General features: G+C 63.5%; 13 protein-coding genes. 11 read left to right on the top strand and 2 right to left on the bottom strand.

The window, feature by feature from the left end:
• The first annotated feature begins 182 nt into the window (after positions 1-182).
• The 4 genes from DD235_RS05555 (at position 183) to DD235_RS05540 (ending at position 4485) form a co-directional block, all read left to right on the top strand.
• Positions 183-1631: a DEAD/DEAH box helicase gene (locus DD235_RS05555; protein ID WP_162300420.1), complete on the top strand. Its 1449-nt coding sequence runs from the start codon at positions 183-185 to the stop codon at positions 1629-1631.
• Between the two features lie 143 nt (positions 1632-1774).
• On the top strand, positions 1775-2401 hold the full coding sequence (locus tag DD235_RS05550; RefSeq protein WP_109061481.1) for a LysE family transporter: 627 nt from the start codon (positions 1775-1777) through the stop codon (positions 2399-2401).
• Positions 2402-2452: 51 nt separating this feature from the next.
• Positions 2453-3982 carry a DNA-3-methyladenine glycosylase 2 family protein gene (locus tag DD235_RS05545; protein ID WP_109061087.1) on the top strand — a complete coding sequence of 510 codons (1530 nt, stop codon included), beginning with the start codon at positions 2453-2455 and terminating at the stop codon, positions 3980-3982.
• Entirely contained in the window at positions 3979-4485 is a 507-nt protein-coding gene (locus tag DD235_RS05540) for a methylated-DNA--[protein]-cysteine S-methyltransferase (RefSeq protein ID WP_109061086.1), read from the top strand. Before DD235_RS05545 ends, DD235_RS05540 begins: the two co-directional genes overlap by 4 nt.
• A gap of 34 nt (positions 4486-4519) precedes the next feature.
• On the opposite strand, the gene DD235_RS05535 is transcribed toward DD235_RS05540, so the two are convergent.
• Complete coding sequence (locus DD235_RS05535) at positions 4520-5221, bottom strand: pirin family protein (RefSeq protein ID WP_109061085.1); 702 nt, start codon at positions 5219-5221, stop codon at positions 4520-4522.
• 98 nt (positions 5222-5319) lie between these two features.
• On the opposite strand from DD235_RS05535, the gene DD235_RS05530 reads away from it, so the two are divergent.
• From DD235_RS05530 to DD235_RS05510, 5 genes are all read left to right on the top strand, one after another.
• Complete coding sequence (locus tag DD235_RS05530) at positions 5320-6282, top strand: LysR family transcriptional regulator (protein WP_109061084.1); 963 nt, start codon at positions 5320-5322, stop codon at positions 6280-6282.
• Positions 6283-6394: 112 nt separating this feature from the next.
• The gene (locus DD235_RS05525; RefSeq protein ID WP_109061083.1) at positions 6395-8011 is read left to right on the top strand and encodes a peptide chain release factor 3; all 1617 of its coding nucleotides are present in this window, start codon (positions 6395-6397) and stop codon (positions 8009-8011) included.
• A 9-nt stretch (positions 8012-8020) separates the two neighbouring features.
• On the top strand, positions 8021-8692 hold the full coding sequence (locus DD235_RS05520; RefSeq protein ID WP_109061082.1) for a hypothetical protein: 672 nt from the start codon (positions 8021-8023) through the stop codon (positions 8690-8692).
• 51 nt (positions 8693-8743) lie between these two features.
• A complete protein-coding gene (locus DD235_RS05515; RefSeq protein WP_146193435.1) occupies positions 8744-9211 on the top strand; it encodes a hypothetical protein in 468 nt (155 codons plus the stop codon).
• A gap of 35 nt (positions 9212-9246) precedes the next feature.
• Positions 9247-9879, top strand: coding sequence for a hypothetical protein (locus tag DD235_RS05510; protein ID WP_109061080.1), 633 nt, complete (start codon positions 9247-9249; stop codon positions 9877-9879).
• Here the strand turns inward: DD235_RS05510 and DD235_RS05505 are convergent.
• Entirely contained in the window at positions 9863-10609 is a 747-nt protein-coding gene (locus DD235_RS05505; protein ID WP_109061079.1) for a YggS family pyridoxal phosphate-dependent enzyme, read from the bottom strand. The two genes, DD235_RS05510 and DD235_RS05505, sit on opposite strands and share 17 nt — an antisense overlap.
• Positions 10610-10734: 125 nt before the next feature.
• Here DD235_RS05505 and DD235_RS05500 point away from each other — a divergent pair, with 125 nt between their 5' ends.
• Positions 10735-12501 carry a nitrite/sulfite reductase gene (locus DD235_RS05500; RefSeq protein WP_109061078.1) on the top strand — a complete coding sequence of 589 codons (1767 nt, stop codon included), beginning with the start codon at positions 10735-10737 and terminating at the stop codon, positions 12499-12501.
• Between the two features lie 71 nt (positions 12502-12572).
• A complete protein-coding gene (locus DD235_RS05495) occupies positions 12573-13118 on the top strand; it encodes a DUF934 domain-containing protein (RefSeq protein WP_109061077.1) in 546 nt (181 codons plus the stop codon).
• Positions 13119-13121 lie beyond the last annotated feature (3 nt).

The raw sequence follows: 13121 nt of genomic DNA, 5'->3' as shown, positions 1-13121 counted from the left end.
GTGCAGACCCTGCATGTACAATCGCCACATCGCATGCCCTATCCAATCGGCATGTGGCAGCGGGCACCTCAAGGTGCCCCGATCGTTTCGGCAACATGCCGACCCGTTTTCTCCTTATCGCGTTCCCCCGGATTGGAGCGGTCCGAAGCACGGACTGCAGGCGGAATGCCGGAGCTTCTTTTTTGTCTACCTCGATTTCTTTCTCCGACCTCGGTCTGGCCGAGCCGTTGCTGCGCGCCATTGCCGAAGCCGGCTACACCCAGCCCACGCCGATCCAGGCCCAGGCCATTCCGCAGGTGCTGCAAGGTGGCGACCTGCTGGCAGCCGCCCAGACCGGCACCGGCAAGACGGCAGGCTTCACCCTACCCATCCTGCATCTGCTGTCGCAGAGTGCCCCCGCGCAGCGCAAGGCCGGCCGGCCTCGCTGCCTGATCCTGACGCCTACGCGGGAGTTGACCGCACAGGTCGCCGAGTCGGTACAAACCTACGGCAAGTACACCAAGCTGAGCTCGATGGTGATGTTCGGCGGCGTCAACATCAATCCGCAGATCACCGCGCTGCGCAAGCCGCTCGATATCCTGGTCGCAACGCCGGGCCGCCTGCTCGACCACGCCGGCCAGAAAACAGTCGATCTGTCCGGGGTCGAGATCCTGGTGCTCGACGAAGCCGACCGCATGCTCGACATGGGATTCATCCGTGACATCCGCAAGGTACTCGCACTGCTGCCCAAGCAGCGCCAGAACCTGCTGTTCTCGGCCACGTTCTCGGACGAAATCCGCGAGCTGGCCAAGGGCGTGCTGCACAATCCGGGCGAAGTCTCGGTCGCCCGTCGCAACACCGCCTCCGAACTGGTCGAACAGTCGGTGCATCTGGTCGCCCAGAACCAGAAACGTGACCTGATCAGCCACATCATTCGCAACCACGGCTGGCATCAGGTGTTGGTGTTCACCCGCACCAAGCACGGTGCCAATCGCCTGGCCGAAAAACTGGTCAAGGACGGTCTTTCGGCCGCTGCCATTCATGGCAACAAGAGCCAGGCAGCACGCACCCGCGCACTGGCCGGCTTCAAGAGCGGCGACGTGGCCGTTCTGGTCGCGACCGATATCGCCGCACGCGGTCTCGATATCGACCAATTGCCACAGGTCGTCAACTTCGAGCTGCCCAACGTGCCCGAAGACTACGTGCACCGCATTGGCCGTACCGGCCGTGCCGGTGCCTCGGGTGCTGCCATCTCGCTGGTTGCGCCCGACGAGCTGAAGCTGCTCAAGGCCATCGAGCGTCTGATCAACCGCACCATCGAACGTGCACCGGTCGAAGGCTGGACGCCGTCCGAAGCAGCCGCCAAGGAATCGGAAGAGGCCGAGCGCCGCGAACCCGGTCGAGGTGCCCGCAGTGGCCAACGCCAGGGCCAGGGTCAGCGCCGGGAAGGCGGCAACCGTGATCGCCAACCGCGTGCCCCGCGCACGGACCGGCCCGCCGGTGAAGCCCGCAATGAAGCCTCCGGCAACCGGCCTCGCCAGAACGCCGGCAACGATCGTCGCCCCAGCGATGGCCAGCGCCGGCAGGATGATCGGCGACCGGCCCAGGGCACGGCACGCAGCAGCCGCCCGGCTGCGCTGCTTGGCAAGTAAGCTGCCCTCCTGAACCCAGGATCGGGCAGCCATCACGGCCGCCTCGCCGATGCGGTCAAAACTGATCTAGAATGATTGGCCTCGCAGCCGATGGACAACACACCGTTGTCCATCGGCTGCGCTTCCTGATGCGCCCACCAATCATGACTCTCTCCACCTGGTTCACCTTCATGCTGGCCGCATGGGCCATCTCCATCTCGCCCGGTGCCGGTGCCGTCTGTGCCATGTCGTGCGGTCTCAAATACGGTTTTCGCAAGGCATTCTGGAATACGCTGGGCCTGATCATGGGCATCATGCTGCAGATCCTCGTTGTCAGTCTGGGGCTGGGTGCCTTGCTGGCCACATCGGAGCTTGCCTTCAGCCTCGTCAAGTGGCTGGGCGTGGCCTACCTGATCTACCTGGGCATCAGGCAGATACGGGGTCCCACCGGCCCGATTGCCGATGACCCCGTCTCGCCCCATGACGCATCGGCCCGCACGCTTTTCACCCGCGGCTTCCTGATCAATGCCAGCAACCCCAAGGGCACCGTTTTCCTGCTCGCGGTCGTGCCGCAGTTCCTCAATCCAGGCGCGCCCATGGCGGGCCAGTATGGCGTCATCGCCGCGACCCTGGCCTTCACCGACCTGGTGGTCATGAGCCTGTATGCCTTACTGGCTGCCAGGGTGCTGACCTTGCTGCGCAGTCCGCGCCACATCATCTGGATGAATCGCACGTTCGGCAGCATGTTCGTCCTCGCAGGCGTGGCGCTGGCCTCTTTCAAACGCACATAGAAGTCCGAAAACGGCCAGCAGCCCCGAGGGGCACGGTGCTAATCTGCATGCATGCAGCCCACCGACACCGCCCCCCTCTCATTGTCGCCCTCCCTGTGTGAACAGGCGCGGCTCAGCCGTGATCCGCGCTTTGACGGCCTGTTTTTCACGGCAGTCCTCAGCACCGGGATCTATTGCCGGCCGGTCTGTCCCGCCCCGGTGCCGCGCCCCGAGAATGTCCGCTACTACGGCAGTGCAGCCGCCGCAGAATCTGCCGGTTTCCGACCCTGCCTGCGCTGCCGCCCGGAGCTGTCCCCCGGCGATGGCAGTTGGCGGCGCGGCGACACCGTACTGGCACGCGCCCTGAAACTGGTCGAAAGCGGATTTCTGTCTGAACACGACGTCGGTGCCCTCGCCACACGCGTCCATCTGGGCGAACGACAGTTGCGCCGGCTCTTTCACGAACGACTGGGCGCGTCGCCGCTGCGCGTGCACCAGACGCGCTGCCTGCTGTTTGCCAAGCAACTGCTGACGGAAACCGCCCTGCCCGTGACCGATGTCGCCCTGGCCAGCGGCTTTGGGAGTCTGCGGCGCTTCAATGCAGCATTCCGCGATGCCTACCGGATGCCGCCGGGACAGTTGCGCCGCCAGCATGGCAGGGTGGAGGGTGGCACACTGACGCTGCGGCTCGGCTATCGCCCACCCTACGATTTCGCTGCCATGCTGGACTTTCTCCAGGCCCGCGCCATTCCCGGGGTCGAGCACATCGAGGCCGACAGCTATGCCCGCCTGATCGGCTGCGCCGACACACCAGGCTGGCTGCGGGTATCGGCCCCTGCCGATACCCACCAGGCATTGCGGCTGGAAATACACGGTGCGGCCCCCGCACAACTGCCCGATATCATTGCGCGCCTGCGCCGCATGTTCGACCTCGACGCCGATCCAGCCGCCATCCATCACACGCTGGCGGCCGACCCTCGCCTGCAGCCGTTGCTGCAGCAACGGCCCGGCCTGCGCCAGCCTGGCGGCTGGGACGGTTTTGAAGTCGCGGTTCGTGCCGTGCTGGGCCAGCAGATCAGCGTGGCAGCCGCACGCACGCTGGCAACCCGGCTGGTGGAGCGCTATGGGCCGATTGTCGGCGCAGCACCGGGAAAAGGGCTGGAGCGCCTGTTCCCCACTCCCGACACCCTGGCCAGCGCCGACCTGACAAGCATCGGCCTGCCCCGGACACGGGCAGCCACACTGCAGGGCGTGGCCCAGGCGCTCCTCGATGGCCGGGTCGATTTTCGCCATGACCGGACACTGGACGATTTCGTGGCCCGCTGGCAGGCCCTGCCCGGCATCGGGCCCTGGACAGCGCAATACATTGCGCTGCGGGCCCTGGGGCATCCCGACGCATTTCCTGCAGAAGACCTGGTGTTGCAGAAAGCCTTGCCCACAGACGGCTCCCGCCTGAGCGCCCGCGCACTGACGGCGCAGGCGCAGGCCTGGCGACCCTGGCGTGCCTATGCCGTCATGCACCTGTGGAAACAAGCGGCCGGCGCACCACGCTCCCGCATTCCCTCGGAAACACCTCCCACGCCCAGCCTGAGTGCAGCATGATCGCCCATACCCACATCGATAGCCCGCTCGGCCCGCTGCTGCTGGCCGCCGACCGACACGGCCTGTGCCTGATCGAGTTTCCCTCGACCCGGCACCCTTATCCGCGCACGGGCACCTGGCGCGAGCAACCGGATCATCCTGTGCTGCAACAGGCACGGAGCCAGTTGAGCGAATATTTTGCCGGCCAACGCCGCACCTTCGATCTGCCTCTGGCACCGCAGGGCACGCCTTTCCAACTGGCTGTCTGGCAGGCGCTGGCCAGTATCGGCTATGGCGAAACTCTCAGTTATGCCGGACTGGCCGAACGCGTCCGGCACCCTCGCGCAGCACGCGCCGTCGGTGCGGCCAATGGCCGCAATCCCTTGCCCATCGTCCTGCCCTGCCACCGGGTCATCGGCACCAACGGCAGCCTGACCGGCTTTGCCGGCGGCCTGCCGGCAAAGCGCTTCCTGCTTTCACACGAAGGTGCCCTGCCGCAAGCAACACTGCTGCCGGGCATGTAGGGTCCCGTTTCGTGGGCAACGGGACCCGGCCTGTTCAAGGTGCCGTATCGACCAGCACCAGTTCGGCATCCTCGTGCGCCGTAATGTGAATTTCATCCTCATCACGCAGTGCAGCACCATCGCGGGCATGCAACATCACACCGTTGACTTCGACCCGCCCCGAGGCCGAAACCAGGTAGCCAAAACGATCACGCCCCAACCGGTAGACCGTGCTTTCCCCGGCCTTGAGCGTCGCGCCGGAGACACGGGCATCGGCCCGGATCGGCAAGGCATCGACATCACCGGCCATGCCGCTGGCCAGCGGCACAAAACGGCCAGAACGATCCCCCCGTGGAAACGGCTTGGTTCCCCAGCCCGGTGCCCCGCCCTTCTGGTCAGGCAATATCCAGATCTGGAACAGCGTCGTGATTTCCGACTCCAGGTTGTACTCGGCGTGGCGGATGCCCGTGCCAGCGCTCATCACCTGCACGTCGCCTGCCGCCGTCCGCCCCTTGTTGCCCAGGCTGTCCTGATGAGAAATGGCACCAGTGCGAACATAGGTGATGATTTCCATGTCGGCATGCGGATGCGGCGGAAAGCCGGTCTGCGAAGCGATTTCGTCGTCGTTCCAGACGCGCAGCGCGCCCCATCCCATACGAGCGGGATCGTGATAGCTGGCAAAGGAAAAGTGATGCCGGGCATTGAGCCAGCCGTGGTCGGCGTGTCCCAGCGATTCGAAAGGTCTGCGTTCGATCATGATGCTGCTCCCTGGAAATGAATTGATGAAGCCAGTTTACGCACCCATTCGAAGCAATGAAATAGAATGAATGGAAAACCATCATTTCGATTATTGACATGAAAAAATTGCCAGATCTGGAAGCCTGGGCCATCTTCGCCAAGGTCGCGGAAACCGGCTCCTTCGCCCGTGCCGCCACGGAACTGGGCCTGTCCCAGGCCACCGTATCGAAAGCCGTCAGCCGACTGGAGCAGCGCCTGCACACCAACCTGCTGCAGCGTACCTCGAGGCGACTGTCACTTACCGCCAGCGGGCAGGCTGCACAGGAACGCGCCGCCCGCCTGCTGCAGGAAGGCGAGGCCATCGAAGCCGACATCACCGAACAATCCGGCAGTCTCCGAGGACAGATCAGGCTGACCGCCCCCATGTCGTTCGGTGTCGCGCATCTGGCCCCGGCCCTGCCGGATTTCATGCAGGCCCATCCCGGCATCAGCCTGGACGTGAATTTCAGCGACGAACAGGTCGATATCGTGGCGGGTGGCTACGACCTGGCGCTACGCATCTCGACGCTCGACGACTCCAGCCTGTTGGCGCTGCGCCTGTGTACCGTCCGCATTCTGCCGGTCGGGGCCCCCGACTGCTTTGCCCGGCATGGACAGCCCCGGCACCCACGCGACCTGGCCGGCTTGCCGGCCCTGGAGTACGCCTATGCCCGCACGGGCCGTGCCTGGCAATTCACACACCCACAGCAGGGCGAATTCAGCCAGGCCATGGCTTCTCCCTTGCGCGTGAACAACGCCGACGCGCTGCTGCCTGCACTGCGCCGCGGCCTGGGCCTGGCATTGCTGCCCGAATTCCTGGTCTGGGAAGACCTGCAGGCAGGCACCCTGCAAACCTGCCTGCCGGGCTGGCAGGCCCACCCGATTGCGCTGTACATCGTCACTCCGCCCGGCAGGCTGCGACCCGCGCGGGTACAAGTCCTGATCGATTTCCTGGCAACCCGCTTCCGGCAACCGCCCTGGGGGTGGCCAGAAGAATCCCGCAGCCAAGTTCAGGACGGATCCACCACCATCTTGCCGTGATCGTGGACAACGGGCTTGAACAGGCGCGACGCATCGCGTTTGTTTCCCACGCCCATATCGGCGAAAATAGCAGGCTAAGCACCATCAACACGCACCTGAAAGAACACCATCCATGTCACATGACGCGCTCCTGCAGGAAGTCTCCAAACGCAGGACTTTCGCCATCATTTCCCACCCTGACGCGGGCAAGACCACGCTGACGGAAAAGCTGCTGCTGTTCGCAGGAGCCATCCAGATCGCCGGCAGCGTCAAGGCACGCAAGGCTTCGCGCCATGCATCGTCAGACTGGATGGAGATCGAAAAACAGCGCGGCATTTCGGTGGCCTCGTCGGTCATGCAGATGGAATATCGCGACTGCGTCATCAACCTGCTCGACACCCCGGGGCACCAGGACTTCTCCGAAGATACCTATCGTGTGCTGACTGCCGTGGACGCAGCCCTGATGGTGATCGATGCCGCCAACGGTATCGAGCCGCAGACCATTCGCCTGCTGCAGGTCTGCCGTGCACGCAATACCCCCATCATTACCTTCATCAACAAATTCGACCGCGAAGTCCAGGAACCGCTCGATCTGCTGTCCGAAATCGAATCGCACCTCGGCATGGATGCCGTGCCTTTCTCCTGGCCCATCGGCATGGGGCGCAAGTTCGGTGGTGTATTCGACATCCGGCGCAACCAGATGCGCGTCTTCAAGCCGGGAGAAGAACGCCGCGCCGGTGATGATGAACTGATCGCCGGCCTCGACAATCCCGAAATCGCCCGACGTTTCGGCGAACACTTCGACAAGGCCCGCGAAGAGATCGAGCTGGTCTCCGAAGCCGCTCCGGCGTTCGACCATGAGGCCTTCCTCGCCGGCCAGCAGACGCCTGTCTTCTTCGGCTCGGCCATCAACAACTTCGGCGTGCAGGAAGTACTCGACACCCTGGTCGACTTTGCGCCGTCTCCCGGCTCGCGCCAGGCGCTGCAACGCGAAGTCAGGCCCGACGAAGCCAAGTTCACCGGCGTGGTCTTCAAGATCCAGGCCAACATGGACCCGGCGCACCGCGACCGCGTGGCCTTCGTGCACGTCTGCAGCGGCCGCTTCGAGCGCGGCATGCGCATCAAGGTCAGCCGTACCGGCAAGGACATGCGTCCCAACAACGTGGTGTCTTTCCTGTCGCAGCGACGCGACCTGCTCGATGAAGCCTACGCAGGCGACATCATCGGCATCCCCAACCATGGCGTGTTGCAATTGGGCGACACTCTGACCGAGGGAGAAACACTGCAATACACAGGGTTGCCTTTTTTTGCACCCGAACTGTTCCAGGCAGTCGAGGTCAAGGATCCACTGCGCACCAAGCAACTGCGCCACGGCCTGGCCCAGCTCGGCGAAGAAGGCGCGATCCAGGTCTTTCGCCCCGAGGCAGCAGGCGGTGCCTTGCTGCTGGGTGCTGTCGGCCAGTTGCAGTTCGAAGTCGTCGCCCATCGTCTCAAGACCGAGTACGGCGTCGACGCCCGGATGATGCCTTCGCGCTATACGATGGCACGCTGGGTCACAGCCGAAGATCCCCGCGCGTTGCGCAAATTCATGGATGCCAACGCTGCCCATATCGCCTATGATGTGGTCGATGCGGCCGCTTTCCTGATCACCTCGCATGCTCAGTTGAGGGTGGCCGAAGAACGCTATCCCGAGATCCGCTTCCATGCCATGCGCGAACACAGCGGCCGGGTGTTCGGCAGCAACAATTAAGCACTCTCCATGTCCTGGCGTATCCTGATTCTGATCCTGGCGATTTTCCTGGGCCTGTCGGCCTGGGGTGGCATGAAGCTTGGCGACCAACTGGTCGCCAACGCCCCCATTGCCGAAGCGCCACCCAACCAGTCCGGCCTGGGCACCGACGAGCCCGTGCTGGATGCCGACGGCAAGGCCTACACCGCCCAGCCCCCACAGCCCCGGGTAGACGGCACACTGGGCGTCCCCCCCACAGCCGACACCATCCGGACTGCCGACGCCGACAGCGCACCACTCAAGTCGCTCTTCGATGCGCCCACCGAAGCCAGCATACTCATCTCGCGTGACCCACTCACCAAGGATGAACTGGCCCGCATCATGAATCTGGAAGCAGACAGCGCCGGCATACAGCAACAATTCGTGCTGGTGCCACCGCCTGGCCAGGGCAATCAACTCCCTGCGCTGCAACCCATCGAATTGCCCGCCAGCGAGCAGGCTGCTGCAGCCACCGCTGCCACAGCCGGCAACGACGTGCAGAGTGGCAACTGGCAGCAGGCCCTGCGCGCCGAGCTGGCCCGTTGCGCCGAGACTGGCTTCTTCGAACGGCCCACCTGTGCATGGAATGCACGCAATCACTACTGCGAACCCAACAATGGCTGGGGCACGATCGCCGAGTGCCCACGCCGCAACCGCTTCTGAGCGTAGCCACTGCCCAGGGGCAGCGACGCATCACACACTGCGTATCCAGGCATGAAAACTCCGCCCAGCATGCGCAGTGAGCTTGACCGCTGGAATGGCGGCAAGGGCATCGACCTGGAAAGCTGGATCGGCTGCGAAGGCAACTTCTCCCTCGCCATTGGATATGCGGCCGCATTCTGGCCCGAATTCGAAGACATCTCGGGCTACATCCTGCGGGCCGGCACACCGGCCGACCTGATCCAGGAATACGAAAAGCGGCTTGGACAGTCCTCCCGCCATCAGGTCGAAGCCACGCTGAACCATATCCACATTGCCGACCTGCACGGTGCCGGCTGCCCGGACATTGCACCTGACAAGCTGCAGGCACTGGGCCAGACGCTGCAACAGATGACCGCAGCCAAACTCGCCTGCATCTATCCGGATCGCCCCTGCACCGTGGATCTCCAGATCCCGGACAATCCGTTTGCATTCAACGGCTACACACTGACCTTCTGGCAGACATCACTGCACAGCGCATAAGGCCAGCCAGATACGTACCGCTTCCTCAACTCGCCATGACCGCGCCAAAACGTTTTCTCGCCACAGGCGAACCCCTGATATCGTTTGCTCTGGGTGAAGTCCAGGTCCTGTGTCCGCGCTGCCAAACCCCCGGTATCGTGCAGGCATCATTCGACAAATATCGGACACCTCGCTGGCACAACCGCTTCAGTTGCACCCAGTGCGGCATGGCACTGTCGTCAGAAAAAAATCACTGGCTGGGGCCGGTCAAGCTGCAAGGCCGCCGGCCCTGCGGCTTCTGTGGCCACAAATGGCTCATGCCCTGCCGGCATTACACCTCACCGCCCGCCTCGCCACCCGAACACCTCACGGCCACTTGCCCGGAATGCCAGCACCAGACCGAGGTCAGCGTCGTGATGAGTCAGACATTGCCACAAGACCGGTGTATCGACCCACACTTCGGCCTGCCACTCCGATTGACCACCCCGACACGACACGGCACCGTCTGGGCCTACAACCCGCGCCACCTGGATGCGCTGTACGGATATGTAAGCGCTGATCTGCGCGAAAAGCAGCGTCCTACCTACAGTAACTACGCACTATTCTTCGTACTGCCCAAATGGATGAAGCTGGCCAAGCACCGCAGCGAGATCGCCAAGGCGCTGCTGAAACTCAGGACGATGTGCTGACCGGTCCGTTCTCGGGCCAGTAATAGGCATCCCCATAAGGCCGGCTACCGAAAATCGCCGTGCCGATCCGGACCTCGGTCGATCCCTCGGCAATCGCCGTCTCGAAATCCCCGCTCATGCCCATCGACAGCCGCGGCAAGGCCAGGCCGGTTTCCTGCCGGGCCCGCTCGCACCACTCGCGCAGCCCTCGGAAACAATGGCGCACCGAGGCCTCGTCAGTGGAATTGATTGCCAGCGTCATCAAGCCCTGCACATCCAGTGTGTCGTAAGCCTGCAATGTCCGCAGAAAGTCGGGCAGTTCTTCAGGGGCCAGACCGTATTTGCTCGGCTCGGTCGAGGTCTTGAGCTGCACCAGTACGCGAATGCGCCGCCCTTCGGCCTGCAGGCGGCGATCCAGCGCCTGCGCCAGTTCCAGCCGATCGACCGACTGCACCTCGGCTGCCAACCGGGCCACATCCTTAGCCTTGTTGGTCTGCAAATGGCCGATCATGACCCACTCGATGCCGCAGTCGGCCAGCGGCGCGCTTTTCTGGCGAATTTCCTGGGCCTTGTTTTCGCCGAATCGGGTCAACCCCAGCGCCACGGCCTCACGAATCGCAGCCTCGCCAAAGGTCTTGCTGACCGACAGCAAAGTCACCTCGTCTGCCGAGCGGCCGGCGCGCTCGCAGGCCTGCCCAATGCGCCGCCGGATCGTTTCAAGGCGCTGCGCCATGGAATCTTCAATATTCATATAACCATTAGTTTTAAGAAAGCAACGGTTGACCCCGGATCGTGTCATCATATCCGACCCCTCACAAGTGTACTCCGGCGTTCCGGGCCTGCCCATGGCAGACGCCATCGCCTACAGGATAGGACATGTATCAATACGCCTCCATCGACCAGCAGCTGATTGAACAGCGCGTACAACAGTTTGCAGGACAGACCCGCCGCTTTCTGGCCGGCGAGCTGAGCGAGGACGATTTCCGCGTGCTGCGCCTGCAGAATGGCCTGTACATCCAGCGCCACGCCCCGATGCTGCGCGTCGCCATTCCCTACGGCATGCTGCGCTCGGAGCAGTTGCGCAAGCTGGCCTATATCGCCCGTACCTACGATCGTGGCTATGGTCATTTCAGCACGCGGCAGAACATTCAGTTCAACTGGCCGAAGCTGGAAGACGTGCCCACGATCCTGGGGGAACTGGCCACCGTGCAGATGCACGCCATCCAGACCAGCGGCAACTGTATCCGCAATACCACCACCGACCATTTTGCCGGCATTGCGCCCGACGAGCACGTCAACCCGCTGGTCTGGTGCGAAATCATCCGTCAATGGTCCACCTTCCATCCGGAATTCGCCTTCCTGCCGCGCAAGTTCAAGATTGCCGTCAGCGGTGCCGACCATGATCGCGCCGCCGTGGGCGTCCATGACATCGGCCTGCAGGCCACGCAAAAGGATGGACAGATCGGTTTCAAGGTCTGGATCGGCGGCGGTCTGGGACGTACCCCCATCGTCGGCAAGCTGATCAACCCCTTCCTGCCCTGGCAGCACCTGCTCACCTATCTGCAGGCAGCCCTGCGCGTGTACAACCTGCATGGCCGGCGCGACAACAAATACAAGGCCCGCATCAAGATCCTGGTCAAGGAACTGACCCCTGAGGTCTTTGCAGAACAGGTTCATGAAGAATGGCTGCGCATCAAGGACGGCCCCAACCAGGTCACGCAGGCAGAACTCGATGAAATCGCCAGTCGCTTCACCTGGCCCGCCTACGATCCCGCCGCAGCCGACGAACCTGCCGACTTCAGTGCCGAAGCCGCCACGCACAGCCGCTTTGCCCGCTGGCTGCGCACCAACGTGCATCCTCACCGGCAAGCCGGCTACGCCGCCGTAACCCTTTCGCTCAAGGCGACCGGCACACCGCCGGGGGATATCACGGCCGACCAGATGGATGCCGTGGCACAACTGGCCGACGACTATGCCCTGGGTGAACTGCGCGTTTCACATGAGCAGAACCTGATCCTGGCGGACGTGCGCCGCAGCAGGCTGTTCGAGCTCTGGCAGAAACTGGAAGCACTCAAGCTGGCCACACCCAACATCGGCCTGATCACCAACATCATCGCCTGTCCGGGCGGCGATTTCTGTGCCCTGGCCAACGCCGTATCGATTCCCGTAGCCGAAGCCATCCAGCGTCGTTTCGACGATCTGGACTACCAGTTCGAGATTGGCGAACTTGACCTCAACATCTCGGGCTGTATCAATGCCTGTGGTCACCATCACGTCGGCCATATCGGCATCCTGGGCGTGGACAAAGCCGGAGAGGAGTGGTACCAGGTCACCATCGGTGGACGCCAGAGTGAACCGGCCCACGCCCTTGCTGCCCAGCAACCGGCCGACGACACCATCGCCTCGGCACGCGCCGACGGCGCTGCCATCGGCAAGATCATCGGCCGCTCCTTTGCCCGCGCCGAAATTCCCGATGTGCTTGAAAAGATGATCCAAACCTATCTGGCACTGCGCGACAGCGAGGCGGAGCGTTTCATCGATGTCGTGGACCGGCTGGGGCCAGAGCCCTTCAAGGTAGCGGTCTATGGCGACAAGGCTGCCACACCTGCCGCCGAAACCCGGACCGCTCCTGCCACCGCCTGATGGATGTGTCGGCAGTACCATAGCGGGTTCTGCCGACACGTGCCCCACATCCTTTTCATTTTGATCGCGCCATGAGCACAACTGACGCCTCCATCGCCCACCTGATCCTGCACGGTCGCATCAGCCCCGATCCGACCCATGTCTTTACGCCAGAAAGCGCAGAAGACACCACGCTGCCCCCCGACGAACCCGACTGGCTGCTACCCCTGTCCACCTGGTTGGCCCACCGCGACACACTGCGCCAACGCCACCACCCTGTCGGCATCCTGTTCCATCCGGACGACGATCCCGCCGGGCTGGCCGATGCCGCAGGCCGGATCGATCCGCAGGGCATCGCCTATCTGGCCGTCGATTTTCCTGCCTATACCGACGGCAGGGGCTACTCCATCGCCCAGTTGCTGCGCGACAAGCACGGCTGGCACGGTGACCTGCGCGCACGCGGCGACGTGATGATCGACACGGTGTTCTACCAGGCACGCTGCGGTTTCGACAGCTTTGTCGTCAAGCCTGGGCACTCCCCCCAGGAGGCGCTCGAAGCGCTTGGCAGCTTCACCCGCGCCTACCAGCGCGGCTACCGGGCTCCTGAAGAAGCCAGCGCCCTCAAAGACGGACAATAATTT

It is taken from the genome of Corticimicrobacter populi (genome assembly GCF_003123725.1).
Lineage (GTDB): Bacteria > Pseudomonadota > Gammaproteobacteria > Burkholderiales > Burkholderiaceae_B > Corticimicrobacter > Corticimicrobacter populi.
This window is presented reverse-complemented; position numbering and strand designations above follow the sequence as displayed.